General features: G+C 57.3%; 10 protein-coding genes. 3 read left to right on the top strand and 7 right to left on the bottom strand.

What is annotated here, in order from left to right; translation table 11 throughout:
- The first annotated feature begins 4 nt into the window (after positions 1-4).
- From nadB to nadA, 3 genes are read left to right on the top strand one after another with little or no spacing between them, the layout of a single operon-like run.
- The gene (nadB, locus tag FFV09_RS13055; protein WP_141448236.1) at positions 5-1597 is read left to right on the top strand and encodes an L-aspartate oxidase; all 1593 of its coding nucleotides are present in this window, start codon (positions 5-7) and stop codon (positions 1595-1597) included.
- Entirely contained in the window at positions 1579-2463 is an 885-nt protein-coding gene (gene nadC, locus FFV09_RS13050; RefSeq protein ID WP_141448235.1) for a carboxylating nicotinate-nucleotide diphosphorylase, read from the top strand. The genes nadB and nadC overlap by 19 nt, the downstream gene beginning before the upstream one ends.
- Entirely contained in the window at positions 2442-3548 is a 1107-nt protein-coding gene (nadA, locus tag FFV09_RS13045) for a quinolinate synthase NadA (protein WP_141448234.1), read from the top strand. The genes nadC and nadA overlap by 22 nt, the downstream gene beginning before the upstream one ends.
- A 372-nt stretch (positions 3549-3920) precedes the next feature.
- Here nadA and FFV09_RS24180 read toward each other — a convergent pair whose 3' ends face one another.
- The 7 genes from FFV09_RS24180 to FFV09_RS13015 all read right to left on the bottom strand — a co-directional run bounded on the left by FFV09_RS24180 (position 3921) and on the right by FFV09_RS13015 (position 15135).
- On the bottom strand, positions 3921-4286 hold the full coding sequence (locus FFV09_RS24180) for an RHS repeat-associated core domain-containing protein (RefSeq protein WP_246098331.1): 366 nt from the start codon (positions 4284-4286) through the stop codon (positions 3921-3923).
- Complete coding sequence (locus FFV09_RS24175) at positions 4270-4572, bottom strand: hypothetical protein (RefSeq protein WP_246098330.1); 303 nt, start codon at positions 4570-4572, stop codon at positions 4270-4272. Before FFV09_RS24175 ends, FFV09_RS24180 begins: the two co-directional genes overlap by 17 nt.
- Positions 4573-4676: 104 nt before the next feature.
- Positions 4677-5036, bottom strand: coding sequence for a hypothetical protein (locus FFV09_RS13035; protein WP_141448233.1), 360 nt, complete (start codon positions 5034-5036; stop codon positions 4677-4679).
- 19 nt (positions 5037-5055) lie between these two features.
- Positions 5056-5694, bottom strand: a complete 639-nt coding sequence (locus FFV09_RS13030; protein WP_141448232.1) for a polymorphic toxin-type HINT domain-containing protein — start codon at positions 5692-5694, stop codon at positions 5056-5058.
- A 110-nt stretch (positions 5695-5804) separates the two neighbouring features.
- Positions 5805-6350, bottom strand: a complete 546-nt coding sequence (locus tag FFV09_RS13025) for a hypothetical protein (protein ID WP_141448231.1) — start codon at positions 6348-6350, stop codon at positions 5805-5807.
- On the bottom strand, positions 6347-14422 hold the full coding sequence (locus FFV09_RS13020; protein WP_141448230.1) for an RHS repeat-associated core domain-containing protein: 8076 nt from the start codon (positions 14420-14422) through the stop codon (positions 6347-6349). The genes FFV09_RS13025 and FFV09_RS13020 overlap by 4 nt, the downstream gene beginning before the upstream one ends.
- Positions 14419-15135, bottom strand: coding sequence for an ArpU family phage packaging/lysis transcriptional regulator (locus FFV09_RS13015; RefSeq protein ID WP_141448229.1), 717 nt, complete (start codon positions 15133-15135; stop codon positions 14419-14421). Before FFV09_RS13015 ends, FFV09_RS13020 begins: the two co-directional genes overlap by 4 nt.
- Positions 15136-15144 lie beyond the last annotated feature (9 nt).

The raw sequence follows: 15144 nt of genomic DNA, 5'->3' as shown, positions 1-15144 counted from the left end.
GTTCTTGTCCAAGCCATCCGTACTGATCGTCGGAGCCGGAGCGGCCGCCCTCTCGCTGATCGACTCGCTCCCCGAAGGCTGCGACGTGCAGCTTCTGACCAAAGATTCGGTCCGAAGCGGCAACTCCATGTATGCCCAGGGCGGCATCGCCGCCGTCCGTCTGCCGGAAGATTCGGTCGATTGCCATGTCCAGGATACGCTGACCGCGGGAGACGGACATGCCGACGCCGTTCTCGCGGCAGAGCTGCTTGCGGAAGGCAGCGACCTGATCGAACGATTGGACCGGGACGGATTTCCGTTTGACCGGGACGCGCAGAACCGGATCCGGCTCGGCCTCGAAGGCGCGCACTCGTTCCACCGTATCTTTCATGCGGGCGGGGATGCCACGGGCCGCGTGCTGATGGACTATTTGCTGGCCCGCACATCGGGCCGCGCTTCGGTCGTCGAACAGGCGACCGCGGTGAAGCTTGTCGTCGAAGACGGCCGCTGCGTCGGGGTTCTCGCCCTGCACGAAGGCAAACTGACCGAGTTCCGGGCAGACGCGGTCGTGCTGGCAAGCGGCGGATGCGGCAGCCTGTATGCCCACTATACCGGCAGCTCCGGCATGACCGGAGACGGCCTGATGCTCGCTTACGAAGCGGGAGCCGAGTTGTGCGACCTGGAATTCATGCAGTTTCATCCGACCGTATTGGTGAAAAATGGCACAACCTACGGCCTGATCTCCGAAGCGGTACGCGGCGAAGGCGGCGTGCTGCGAGGCGAAGACGGCCGGCCGGTCATGGAAGGCCGGCATCCGCTCGGCGATCTCGCGCCGCGCGACGTCGTGGCCCGCGCGATTCACGAACGGATGCAGAGCGGGCAGAACGTCTATCTGGACATTCGCGGCTGCGTACGTTTCCGCGAGCGTTTCCCGACCATTACCGGCATTCTGGAACAGGCCGGCATTGATGTCGACTTGGGACAAATTCCGGTCGTTCCCGGCATGCATTTTATGATGGGCGGCATCAAGGTCGATGCCTCGGGCGCCTCCCGCGTTCCCGGCTTGTACGCGATCGGGGAAGCGGCCTGCACCGGCCTGCACGGCGCGAACCGCCTGGCCAGCAATTCGCTGCTCGAAGCGCTCGTGCTGGGCCGCAGGGCGGCGCGGCACAGCTTCGACTACGCGCCCCGGCGGCCTGCCGCGGACACGTCGCCGCAGCCGTCGAACGCGGCGGCTGCGCTCCACGCCGGCACGCTCGAAGTGCCGGCGGTCTCGCTCGCCGAGCTTCAGCGGCAGATGAGTCTGCACGCTTCGATCGTGCGCGATGCTGCGGGACTTCGCCGGCTCGAACGGTGGCTGCGCAAGCTGCCCACCGAGCCGGTGCCTCTCTCCGCGCTCAAGCGCGAGCAGGCGGAATTGGCGCGCCTCCGGCAGCTCGCCCTGCTCGTCGTCCGCTCCGCCCTGCTGCGGACCGAGAGCCGGGGCGCCCATTATCGCGCCGATTATCCGGCGCGGCTCGATCCCGACTGGTCCGGTCGGACGATTACCTACCGCGATCAGACCGCTCCCATTTTACGAACAGAAAGGACAACCAGCGAATGCACCGTATCCCTTTGAGACATCTGTTGGAACGATTCTATATGGAAGACATCGGAAGCGGCGATCTCAGCGCCCAGTTGATCTCGGACTCGGGTCCGCAGCAGGCGATCATTCATGCCAAGCAGCCCGGTATTCTAGCCGGCGTCGACGTGATTCGCGAAGCTTTTGCCCTGCTGGACCCGGACATCTCCGTCAACGTGCTCAAGCGGGACGGAGACGCCCTCGCCCCGGGCGACACGATCGCCGCGCTCGAAGGCAATCCGTCGACGCTGCTGACCGGAGAACGCGTCGCGCTGAATCTGCTGCAGCGGATGTCCGGTATCGCTACGGCGACCCGGCGGGCGATCGAGACGCTGGACGATCCGTCGATCCGGATCTGCGACACCCGCAAGACGACGCCCGGACTGCGCATGCTGGAAAAATACGCGGTAACCGCAGGCGGCGGCTATAACCATCGGTTCGGCCTGTACGACGGCGTCATGATCAAAGACAACCATATCGCGGCGGAAGGCTCTATCTCGGCCGCCGTCGCCAAAGCCCGGGCCCGCAACGGGCATATGGTCAAAATCGAAGTCGAGATCGAAGACGAAGCCCAACTGCAGGAAGCGATCGCCGCCGGCGCGGATATCATCATGTTCGATAACTGCGATCCCGCCGCCGTCACCCGATTCGCGCACATGACGCCGCCCTCCATCGTCACGGAAGCTTCCGGCGGCATCGACATGCACACGCTGCACGCTTACCGCGGCACGGGCGTCCATTATATTTCGCTCGGATTCTTGACGCATTCGGCAGGAAGCCTCGACATCAGCATGGACATCATCCCCAAGCAAGAATCGAAACCGGAAAGGCAGGCGACCTCATGTCCATCTTCAATGAATTAATGCCTCAATATCAACTGATGCCCGATGCGTACCGCAGCATTCCCGAGGCGGAAATGGAACGCCGGGTGTGGGAAATCAAACGGAGATACGGCGACGAACTGCTGATTCCCGGCCATCATTACCAGCGCGACGAAGTCATTCAGTTTGCCGACGTGACCGGGGATTCGCTGGAGCTGGCCCGCCTCGCTTCCCTCAATACCAAAGCCCGCCATATCGTGTTCTGCGGCGTGCATTTCATGGCCGAGACGTGCGACATCCTGACCGAGGAACACCAGCACGTCATTCTGCCCGACCAACGGGCCGGCTGTTCGATGGCCGACATGGCCAATATCGTCCAGACCGAAGAAGCCTGGCGCCTGCTGACCGAACAGGTCGGCGACACGATCCTGCCCCTGACGTACGTCAACTCCACCGCCGAGATCAAAGCGTTCGTCGGACGACACGGCGGCGCGACCGTCACGTCGTCCAATGCCCGCCAAGTCATCGAGTGGGCTTTGCGGCAGCGCAAACGGATCCTGTTCCTGCCCGATCAGCATCTGGGACGCAATACCGCTTACCAGCTCGGCATTCCGCTGGACGAGATGGCGGTATGGGACCCTTACGCGCAGCGCCTGCTCACCGACAAAGACCCGGAGCAGATCCGGATCATCCTGTGGAAAGGCCACTGCTCGGTACACGAAAAATTCACGACCGCGCAAATCACGGAGATGAAGCGGCAGGACCCCGAGATTCGCGTGATCGTACACCCCGAGTGCACGCACGACGTCGTGATCGCGGCCGACGACGCGGGTTCCACCAAATACATCATCGACCGCATCAAAGAAGCGCCTGCCGGCACCAAATGGGCCGTCGGTACCGAGATGAACCTGGTCCGCCGCCTCGCCGCCCAGCACCCGGACCAACAAATCGTGTCGCTCAACCCGGACATGTGCCCGTGCCTGACCATGAACCGGATCGATCTGCCGCACCTGCTCTGGTCGCTGGAATGCATCGACCGCGGCGAACCGTCCGGCATCATCAAAGTCCCCGCGAACATAGCCCAAGACGCCAAAGCGGCGCTGGAGCGCATGTTCGAGCATGTGTAAGCGGCGAGTGCCGAGAGAAAACCACCTGGCGGGTCATGCCGCCGGGAGCAGATTACCGCGACGAGCGCCTGTGAGTCAGGGTGGGGTCGCGGTTTTTTGTGGGGGTTATCCATTATTTCTTCAAAGGAATCCGTAGTCATCGCAGTTAAACAATATTGATAATCAGGCCACTTGTCATCTCTCATTTTTTGCAATTCAATTTCAAACCCAAGGATCTCAGCAGAACCGAACAAATCATACGGCTCATATTCCATATATCCATATTGCAGCTCAGGTATATTCAAGCCAGCTTCAATTTTCAAACCTAACTCTTGCAGGGTGCCCTTGTATTGGATAAAAACCTTTGCCTGAGTTCCGTGTATTTCGCTTTCTCTATCCATGATTTCCTCCTATCCATAGGTTGTCTGTAAGTAGGTTTATTAGGGTCTCCTCCTTTTCTGCACTGTAGCAAGACAGATCCACGCCGCTGAACACTTCCTGAATGCCTTTGAGCGTTCCGACGAACGGGGTCACATCCGCGGCGAAGCTTAGTCCGGTCTCCCACCACGTCGCACCGTCTGCGCTTAGGCCGAACGGGTCGATGTACGACACGGGATTGCCGTTGACGTAGGCATACCGGTTCATCGTCAATCCATCAGAGAGGCTGCCGCTCAACACGTCCCGGTTCACAAACCGCTTGATCGCGGGATTATAGTAACGGGCTCTCATCTGGTACAGGCCGTTAACATCCGTCTGCACGCCGCCCGCGTCCATTGTACTGGAACGGCTGCGAGCTTGCACCTTCGTGGCTCAAGCGCTCGCCGTACGTGTCGTAGCTGTACGTATCGGTCACTTGACCCTGCTCGTCGGTCAGAGCGACCGTGCTGCCACGCAGGTCGTAGTGATACGTCTGGTACTTCCCTGCCGCGTCTTCGCGGCCGATCAGACCCAGGCCGTAGACGTAGCGGACTTGCGGCGTTCCGGCCGCGTCGGTCTCCATCATCACCTGGGACAGCACAACTCTACCTTGAAGCGATTTTTGCAATCCTTCATATCTTAAAATTGATTAACATAAAAAGGCTGTTGATACCTTCTCAACAGCCTAAAAAGCAATTCAGTGAAATTAAATGTTATGTTGAACAATTAAATTCAGTTGTAATAACCTGTGCCAGATTGCCACAATAAACTTTCAATTCTTTCAGCAAGATCTTGTATATCCTTTGTATCTACACTAACTAACGGATTGCTCCAATCATAGTTTTTGATTAATTCAAGCCCATAATATCCATCAGGATCCCTTTCTGGATACCAACCAACATCTAACAAGATGCCGAACTTTGTGTGTTTCACTTGAAGCAGGTCCTCTGTAAAGTTAAACCATACATTTTCGTCATCTGTTTTTTGTTGAGATGGGTCCATTTCAGTCAACGAATTATAGCTTACTTCCCAACCAGAAGGGATTCGTAATGGCAGTAATTTGACTTTGGGCACAAACAAATTTGCTTTCAACTTTTCTACCTACTTTCTATTATCTTGACTTGGCTTTATTTAGATAATCTATTAACCTCTGACCCGCTATTGGGTGTCCATGGTATATGCCGCCGTATGTTAATTCTGCTCGAATCCAACTTGCTTCCGTTCCTAAATCATATCTTACTGTCCTTCCCATGTCATAGAAGAAATAAATTGAACCTTTATCTCCTTCAACAATTACTCCCTTCTCCAAATCCATTTTTTCCAAAACTTTATTATTCACTCCTGGTAGATATTGAGCTTGTTTTCTTCCAGTTTCACTAAATCGCTTTGCTTCTTCTGCAGACTTTGCTTTTAGATGCTTATAGCCATGTTCTGTATAAGTAGCATTATAAATCGCAGATCTAAATCCTTTTATTTGAAAAAAACCACCATATGGGTCTGCTTTTTCAGGATCTTTAATTAATCCAGTAATCCCGCAAGGATTATTATTCGTATTATGCACCCAGATCCCCAGGTCGCTCACGAAACACGTATGGAACTTGTCCACCGTCATGTTATACACGCGGGCCGAGCGCGACTCCAGCTCAATCTGCTGGGTCGCAAGCTTTGTTCCGTCCGCTTGTTCCAGCTCGTCTCCGACCTTCAAGTCTTTGACGTATATCCGCCCTTTGTGCTTCTCGAATGGAATCAAATTTTAGCAGTTCTCACTCCAGTTAAGATACGGTCGGTTAAACAATAAGTAAGATTAAAAAACCTTGAAAGGCTTAAAGCCAATCAAGGTTTAATCTTACCTGCGACAATTTAGTGGTCTAGTTCCTTTTTGATTATAAAATCGTCGTTTAAAGAAGAATCTAAACATAACTCATTTACCAATAGTCCGATTAAAATTTTTGTAATCTTTGAGAAGATAGCTTCACTAGAACCTACTCTACTATGAGCACTTAAAGCAAAAGAAAGAGTTCCTGCAAGCTGCAGATTAGATTTAATCATTGCATCCTTTACAGTATTGATAATTACATTAGCATATTCATTTGGGATACTTAAGTAAATATCTTCTTCCGATACAAGCTCAGAATTATACAAAACGTTGCTATCCTTATTTACGTAAACTTTGATTTTCAATTGTGAAGTTTGATTAGGAATGTACTCTCCCCCTAGCAATGCATAATACGAACTATTCCTAGGTAACTTCAATTCTACTGCTATTTTTTTGTATTCAGAGACCATCGGCATACTTAATTGTAGAGATGTTTCTAACTCATTCACTTTTTTATTAGGGTGAATTGGGTATTCATCTTTCCATACCATTACCTTTCTGAATTTGTCGAGATCAATTACTACTTTCATTTTTCTATCCCCCAAAATTTATACCATAATAAATTAAACTCTTCTGGAAGAGATTTAATAACATCTGGATGATAAACACTGAATGGCGAAACATTATACTTCTCAATCGCAGATCCATGAGCAGAATCGTAACTCATGCCTTTTCTCATTTTAGTAAATTCAGAAACTTCATGCATATAAAAACTTGCATCTGCTCCTGTTAAAGGAGTGCCATTTTTCAAAGCATTTTCTAGTCTTTGTATCATCATCTGGTTCGGGACATAAGGATCAAATGTAGAGAGGTGGTTTTTAACGATATCAAGTCCCTTTTGAGATACGCTTATCTCCATCTCTTCAAGTTTCCCTAAACCTTTACCGGCCTTTCCTACAAAATCAGAATTATATGCTCCAGTTCTAACCGTTTTTTCAGCAAAAGATTGAGACTTTACCTTCCCCGCCAACCTAGCCCCGCCTTCAATCCCTTCCTTCGCCAGATACTTCCCGACATGCTTCCCGAACGGGATCACGCTGGCCACCGTTCCGACGCCGGTCGCCACGCGATCCGTCACCGACATCTGCTCTCCGGTGATCAGATCCACGCCGCTAAATACTTCCTGGATGCCTTTGAGCGTGCCGACGAACGGCGTGGCGTCCGCGGCGAAGCTCAGTCCGGTCTCCCACCACGTCGCGCCGTCCGCGCTGAGTCCGAACGGGTCGATGTACGACACCGGATTGCCGTTGACGTAGGCATACCGGTTCAGGGTCAACCCGTCCCCGATGCTGCCGCTCAGCACGTCCCGGTTCACGAAGCGTTTGATCGCCGGATTATAGTAACGGGCACGCATCTGGTACAGGCCGTTAACATCCGTCTGCACGCCGTCGCGTCCATTGTACTGGAACGGCTGCGAGCTTGCACCTTCGTGGCTCAAGCGCTCGCCGTACGTGTCGTAACTGTACGTATCGGTCACTTGACCCTGCTCGTCGGTCAGAGCAACCGTGCTGCCGCGCAGGTCGTAGTGATACGTCTGGTACTTCCCGGCCGCATCTTCGCGGCCGATCAGGCCCAGGCCGTAGACGTAGCGGGCTTGCGGCGTTCCGGCCGTGTCGGTCTCCATCAGCACCTGGGACAGCACGGCGTGCGGATTGATGATCTGCTTGGTCGTCACGCCGTTCACGGTGATGGAATTGCGGTTGTTTTCGTTGTCGTAGCCGTAGCTAACGCCGCCGGCTTCGATCAGGCGATTGCGGGCATCGTACCGATAGCTTTGCAGGCTGCCGTTCAGCGGACCGGTCAGCATGTTGCCTTCGCCGTCGTAGGTGACGGCTGCGCCGTTGACGGTCACCAGACGGTTATCCGCGCCATACGTCATCTGCAGGCCGTACACATCCTGCATGACGGTCGGGTTGCCGTAGACATCCCGAGTCACGCCCGGATTGCCGTACACGTCCCAGGTCACGGTCGGATTTCCATACACGTCCCGGGTTACGCTCGGGTTCCCGTATACGTCCCGGGTCACAGGCACGCCGTAGACGCTGTCGCCTACCGTTCCCGTGCCGCCCGTTCCGTTCGGACCCGTGGCTTCTCCCGGATTCGGCGACAATCCCGGCCCGTTTTCGGTATAGACGACATCGGGCACCGCCTTTTCGAACGTGCCGCTGTTTTCCCGCACGAGGTTGCCGACCGCATCGTATACATACGTCGTCTCGACGCGAAGGCGGCCGTCGGCCTGCAGCTCGGATACGTTCGTCACCTGGCCGGCCGCATCGTACAACCGCGTCTCTCTCGTCCCGTTCGGACGATTCGTGGCGATCAGGCGGCCGTTGGCGTCGTAGTCATAGCGCGTCACCCGGCCGTTCCAATCCGTCACGGTGGACAGACTGCCGATCGCGTTGTACGCGTAGTTGACTTGTTTTCCGTCCGGATACGTCAGTGTCTTGAGCTGGCCGGCCGCGTCATACGCGTAGCCGATCGTGTTCCCGTCGCCGTCCGTATACGTCTCGACCCGATCCAGCGCGTCGAATGTCCGCTTGAGGACCTTGCCGTCACTTCCGGTCACGGACAGGATGTTCCCGTTGGCGTCGTACTGATATGAGACGCGGCCGGCTTCGTCCGTGAACTGGCTGAGCTGGCCGGCGGCATCGTAGGCGTACGCCGTGCTGCGGCCGTTTTTGTCCGTGTCCGCACTGAGCAGGCCAAGGGCGTTGTACGTGTACGTCCGGCTGCCGCCCGCCGCGTCGGTCTCGTTCATCAGACGCCCGAGCCGGTCGTATTGCGACTTCGCGGAATGGCCGTTGGCATCCGACCGCTGCGTGATCTGGCCGAACGCGTCCGCGGTCTGCGACGTTTGGCCTTGCATGGCGTCGGTCACGCTCGTCAGCAGGCTGCGCTTGTCATAGCCGTAGCGGGTCGCGTGGCCCAGCGGATCGACCGATTCCGTCAACTGATTCAGCTGGTTGTACGTGCTCATATACGCATTGCCCCGCGCATCGGTCCGTTTGACCGGGTTGCCGGCGCTGTCGTATTGCACCGTGTAGACCTTGTTATTCAGCGCGTCGTACGCTTCCGTCGGACGGCCGAGCGCATCGTATACGTAGCGGACGCTTGCGCCCAGCGCGTTCGTCTCGCTCAGCAGGTGGCCGGCTTCGTCGTACGCGAACTTCGTCTCGCGCTTCAAGGCGTCCGTTACGCCGGTCATGCGGCCTTCGGCGTCGTACCGGATCGTGCTGCGGCCTCCAAGCGCGTCCGTCACGCCCGTCAACTGCGCATTATTATCGTACGTATAACGGGTGGTATTGCCCATCGCGTCCGTCACGCTCGTTAGATTGCTCTGATCGTCATAAGCATAACGGGTCGGATGACCGAGCGCATTGATCACGGCCGTCAGCTGATCGCCGTCGTTGTACACGATTTTGGAAATGTTTCCGTCGGCGTCGGTCTGGGTGGTCATTCGTCCGGCTGCGTCGTAACCGATACGATCCACTTCGCCCGTTGATTGGGTGACTTGGGTCAGTCGGTTGTTTTCGTACGCATACTTCGTCGTTCCGCCCTGCGGATCGGTCGCCGAGAGCAGCTGCCCTTGAGCATTATACGCGTAAGCGACCGTGTGTCCTTCGGTGTCGGTCGTGCTCAGCAGGCGCCCGGCCTTGTCATACGTATGCGTGACCCGGCTGCCGTCCGGTCCGACCGCAGTCAGCAGGTCGCCGCGGGCGTCGTACGTCATCGTGATCGACTGCCCCGACGGATCGGTCGCTTGGGTCAGATTGCCCTTGTCGTCATGCGCGAATGTGGTCGTCTGGCCCAGCGCATTCGTGAGGCCGGTCCGGTTGCCTTGGGCGTCGTACGTATACGTCGTTTTGCCGGCCCGCGTGTCCTGCATTTCGACCAGCTGGTAGCGGGTATCATGGACGCGTTCTTGGACATTCCCGCTGCGGTCGTTGATGGTGGTCGTCAGCCGCCCTTCCGACCGGCTGTACACCAAGGTCGTCGAATGAGCGGCCACGCCGTCGGTCTGCTTCACGACTCGGCCCTCTTCGTCGTAGGTGTTGGCGAAGCGTTCCTGACCGGCCACCGATCCGGTGACGATCCGGTCTTGCCCGTCATACGTGTAGGCGGTCTTCTGCCCGGAAGGATCGGTGAGCGTCAGCAAACGTCCGGCCGGATCGTATACGAAGCTCGCCGTCCGGTCGGCTTGATCGCTGACCGAAACGACCCGACCCGCGGCGTCATAGGTCAGCCGCAGCTTGGCGCCGGTCGCCGCTTCGGTGACCGCTGCCAGCTTGCCGTCCGCGCCGTACTGCAGCGTCAGTTCGAAGCCGCCGGCCGTGTGCATCGATTGGAGCACACCGTTCGCATTGAATTGATACGTCGTGCCTTCGTAACGGTTCAATGTGTAACGGCCGTCGGCGTTCTTTTGCAAAACATCATGACGTGCCGCTTTGTCGGTCGACACATACGTACCGTCCGCTTGACGAGCAAACGTATGGTAGCGGAACGCACTCCAGTGAACGCGTACGGCTGGATCGCCGGGCATTTCCTTGAGGCGGATCTCGTAGTTATGCGTCCACCCTTTGCCGAGTGCCCCGTCGCCCTGCAGCAAGGAATAATACTGGGCCTGGAAAGGCATGTCCACGCTGCCGTGCGCGACCAGCATCGTTTTGTTGATGATCTGCGCGCCAGTGGACGTATCGATCGGATCGGCGTAGAACGTCGCTTCGTCATAATCGGACGGACTGAGCGAAGCGACCGGCGTACCCGCGGGCGGCGCCGTCGGTTCGGTCGTCTCTTCCCAGCGGAACAGGCCGTACGGGCTGTAGACTTCCGCCGCGCTGCCGCTGGTATTGTGCAGCGTGGCGGTGTTGCCGCCGCCGATCAACAGCGGACCGCTGCCGGTCTGCTCGGCCTGCTGCTCGATCCGGTACGCGAAGCGGCCGCTTACCTGCAGCGTGCGGCTCCGATCGGTCACGTTGACCGATTTGAGCCATTTGTCTGCGGCCAGGCTGTAGATCGACAGCGCATCGCGGTCGTGCGCGGCCCAAGTAAACGACTCTTTACCGGCGGTCACGGTCGTGGCCGAGCTCTGGCGGCCGGTCAGGATGGCGTAGCCGCCGGCCGGAACGGCAACGGGAACTCCCGTGCGCAGCCGCTCATAGTTGCCGGTCGGCTGCCCGGAGGCGTCATAGACAGCCAGGTCGTACTTGCCGTTCAGGGTCAGCAGGGCCGGATTGCCCGAACCGTTGACGGCTTTCAGGCTCTCGCCGTCCGCCAGCGAGCGGAGCAGCAGATCGTCGCCCTGCGTGACGCGGATCGCTTCCGTAGGCGCCAGGACAGTGATCGGACCGGCGTCGACGTTGCCGATGTTGATCCGTTCGGAAGCTTCGAAGCCTTGCGTGTTCCGCGTGCGGTCGCTGGAACCGATCAACGTCCCCGACCGGTCATACCGCTGGTACGCGTGGGCTCCGTTGATTTTGAGGGCGAAATAGCCCGGCGTAAGATTGCGCAGCGAATACGTCTCGCCGACGGCCAGCACTTTGGCCGTTACCGCCTTGCCTTTTGCCGCATCCGGCTTGAAGGCATCATAGGAACCGGAAAGCGTAACCGGCGCGGTCGACGCTCCGGTAAAGACGATCCGATCGCCTTGGTCCACCATTTGGGTCGAATCCGCGTTGACGTTATACGCTTTGACTTTGCCTTCGGCATCGAACCGGGCATAATCGTAGACGCCCTGCGTTTGAATGAACCTATTGGAACGTTCGTTTTGAACATAAGCCGCGGTCTCGCCGGGGCTCAGCGTTTTCTTGAACGTGACGGGCGCGGCGCGATCCGTGATCCGGAACGATTCGTAAGGCCCGTACACCACATACGCTTTTTGATCGCTATTTTGGACGGCCAGTTTCCCGCCTGCCGCCACCGTTTGCGCGGACGTGAAGTTCCGGGCGTACTGCTTCAAGCGGCCGGCGGCTTCGAACTCGGCCAGATCATACAGCCCGCCCATATGCAGCTCCGAAGAGGCGGTCTCCAGATGAGTCGTTTCGATCGTGTCGCCGACTTGCAGCGTGCGTTTGATTAACGCAGGATGGGCTCTGGCCGTTATCCGGAAAGCGTCGAACGCGCCTTCAATGATCGTCGGCGCCGCCGACACGCCGGTGATCGCGATCTTCTCGTTGGCCTGCTGCACGGTTGTCGACGGGTTGGCGCCCAGCCCGATCCGGTCAACCGCACCGCTGGCCAAGCGGCTCGCATAATCGAACGGCCCTCCCGCCGTGTACAACCGGTAGGCTTTGCCCTGCGTATTCGTAAAGTCGAAGCTTTCATTCGAATTCAACACGTGCCGGAACGTGACGGGATGGAGCCGGTTCTCCGCCGTATACCGCTCGTAAGCGCCGTACGCCTCGATCGGCGCTTCGCTTGTGTTCATGACCGCCACTTTTTGCGCAGGCGCAACCGAACGGACGCCGGTTATCGTCTGTCTCACGTAGCTGTCCGGTTTGCCCGCGGCATCGTAATCCATCAGGTCGTGCCGCCCCGTCACATAGAGCGATTGGGTCGTCGCGGCGGTGCTGACGAACTCCGCACTCTGATGGATCGCCAGCGTCTTGATCAGCAGAGCCGGATTCGGACTGTCTTGCACCGTGGTTACGTCGTACGGCGCCAGCAGCACGACCTGCGACGCTCCGGCGTTGGTGATCGTCGTCCGCTCGCCGGGATAGAGCGCAAGCGAGCTTTGTTTGCTCTTATGGTCCAGCGATCGCAAAGACTGGTCCGCTTTGTAACTGGCCTGGTCATAGACGCCTTCGGTCTGCAGGCTGAAGTTGGCCGGACTGGTGTTGAACAGCTTGCGGCTTTGCCCCGAATCCAGATAGCCTTTGTAGAGCGCCGGTTCCGAGCGCCGGGTCACGTCGAACGCGTCGATCGGACCCGACACGGTCAGCGTGCCCGTCCCGCTGTTGGTCACGATCAGCTTTTCGTTTGGGGCTACCGGATACGTATCGGCTTGGACCCGGTGATCGAAGCGGCCGACCTTATTGTTCGCCTGATTGTACAAAGCGTAATGGTGCGCCTGATCCGCGGCGATCCCAAACGCGTGGCGCGACGTATTGACGGCTTTGAGCGTTTGTCCCGGTTCGATCGTCCGTTTGAACGTGACCGGCTGCGTCCGGGCGGAGAAGCGGAACGCTTCGTACGGCGCGTAGACGTCTTGCGCCGCGCTGCCCACGTTGGTCAAAGCGACACGCTCCCCGACATTCAAACGGAAACTGGCGTGCAGCTGGGCGGCGCTGTAGTTCGTAAGGCCGATCCCGTCATAAAAAGCGGCGTCGTACCGGCCTTCCCCCCTGAACGTGGCGTCGCCGCGGGTTACGTTGTTCGCTTCGAGCGACTGGCCGGGCTCCAGGGAACTGCGGTACAAGGCGGGATGGGCCGAATCCGAATATTGGGCCTTTTCTTTGGGTACCTTGATCGTGATCGAAGCCGTGGCGCTGGGATTCGTGAACACGGCGAAGTGATCCGCAGGCAGGGAGTAATTCGATAACAGACTGCTTTTGGCATACGCGGCGACTTTGCCGGTCGAATCGTATTCGGCATGTTCGTACGCGCCGTCCAGCAGCAGTTTCATGCGGTCGTTCGACACGTTTTTGACTTTGAAACTGGCTTTCGGAGCCAGCGTCCGGGTGATCATCGGTGGTTCGACCTGTGTCGTGGTAGAGAATGCAGGGTACGCGCCCGATACGACCATGGAAGTCGCAGACACGTTCGTGATGATGAATCGCTGCCCCGGCTTGACTAATCGGCTGCCGGAAGACGTTCTGCCCGTAAAAGCAAGGGTGCCGTCTTTGTTGTACGTGGAATATTCATAAATCCCGGTTCCATCCACATAGATATAATAACTGCTGTCGGAAATATTGGTGGCCTGAAAAGAGCTGTTGGCGGCAAGCGAATGCCGAAAATCGGCAGGTCGATTCGAATCGTTCGCGAACCGGAAAGCCCGACCGGGACCGAATACGTAAATATCTCCGCGATCCCGGTTCGTCAAAGCGATGCTCCCGCCCGCAAGGATGTTTTCTGTACCGCCGGAAGAATTGCGTTCAAAGCTGCTCGCTCGGTAAGCTCCGCCCTTGTATTCGATACTGGCGTTTTTGCCGCTGGCTTTGATGCTGTTTTCGTGCACCCCGTCCGTATTTTCTGCCCAGACGCTTTGGCCGGGCTGCAGTCGCACTTTTGCAAGGGCCCTCGAAGATCGGGGAGTCACGTTGATCACTTTGCTTTTCGTCTCGATTCTGAGGTTGGAAAAAGAGGTGTTGGTAATGTCCAAGTCATTATTTTTGTACAGGATGAAAGACCTTTTGCCTGAATCTTCGCCGTATGAGCCCGTGTTGCCGCTCGTGGTATAACGGGCATAGTCATATTGCGCTCCGTCGACGTATACATAGACCCCGGCTATCGATGTATACGAATGATTGACCGTTACGCTTTGTCCGGGAGCAAGCGTATAAGCATTCACCCCGGCCGATAGCGCCTGAGGCATTCTAATCAGCAGCAGCGAAGACAGAAGCAGAACGGCAAGCATAAATACCGGGAGAACGATTTTCTTTTTCATGATCCGACCTCCGCTGCCGCCGGCTCGAACGTCCGATCCATAAAGCCGGCTTTGGCCTGCCCGTTAGCCCGAAGCAGCACCACCTGCAGATGCACCCGGGCCGTGACGGCGTCCGAAGGCGCCATCCGCTTCTCTTGATACGCCTGCCAATCGGTGTCCTGCTTCAGGCCAAGAATCTGATCGTATCGGATCATCCGGTTGGCGCGGTCGTAATAATTGACGACGACCTGCACCACGGCGTCTTTCATCTGCTCGGCCTTGACCTGCCCTTGGTACGTATAAGCGGTACCGCCCTGTACGGCCAGATCCCTGTAAATATTCGCTCCGCCCGGGCGCGGGCCGTTCAACACAAGAACCTGCGACGCGGAAGGGAGATACGTCTGTTCGGTAACGGTCGCGGAACCGGGAGCCGTCACGCCGCTGCCGTCCGGAGCGGAAGTCGCGTACCGCGGCTGCATGCCGGACGTCCGATACGGCGTCCAGCCCGCAAGGACCGACGACGGTCCGGCCGATGAAGCGGGAGCGGAAGTCGCGCTGAGCAGATTGCCGCCTTGATCATAGGTATAACTCGTGATCCGGCCTTCTTTTTCGACCGAGGCGACCCGATCCAGACCGTCGTACCGATACTCGGCCGCATATATCGTCGACCCGACCAGAGTGAGCATACATAACGTGAGCACGACTGCCGTGGACTTTTTCCCTTTGAATTTCATCGGTTCCGT

The sequence above is a fragment of the Saccharibacillus brassicae genome, assembly GCF_006542275.1.
In the GTDB taxonomy this organism is placed as follows: Bacteria; Bacillota; Bacilli; order Paenibacillales; family Paenibacillaceae; genus Saccharibacillus; species Saccharibacillus brassicae.
Note: the sequence above shows the minus strand (reverse complement) of the source record. Positions and strands in the feature narration are given on the sequence as shown.